Annotated in this window: 1 protein-coding gene; it reads left to right on the top strand. The window is 69.0% G+C overall.

The features are described 5' to 3' along the window. The coding region (locus AC1U2B_RS28620) for a hypothetical protein (protein ID WP_480219439.1) at nt 1-315 on the top strand (315 nt) is incomplete at its 5' end. Nucleotides 316-403: the final 88 nt, after the last annotated feature.

Here is a 403-nt window from a genome sequence, read left to right on the forward strand (position 1 = left end):
TCGCTGGGTTTCGAGTACGCCGGCGCGCTGTGCACGCTGCCCCCGGTGACCCTCTCGCCCGGCCTGGACGTGCTGTCGGTGACCGCGGTGCTGGCCTGGGACCGCCCGGCGAAGCCCGCGTTGCACAAGAAGGTTGCCGAGAAGAACTCGATGATGCAGTTCGGGTCGATCACCGTGATCACCCGCGGCAAGCTGGCCGACGTGATCCTGCGCTACACCTTCCCGGCCGCCGGGCTCGAGGACGAGGCGCTCACCACGATGCTGCTGCTGGTGCTCTCGGGTGCGGATCAGGGGCGGCAGGGGTTGCTGCCCTAGTCGCCGCGCTCGAGTGCGCGACCGGGATCAACTCTTCACCGATGTGCGCGCTTGGATTCGCGGGCGGCAGTCTTGGCGGAGCGTGCGA

This window comes from Mycolicibacterium sp. P4_G11 (assembly GCF_056555145.1).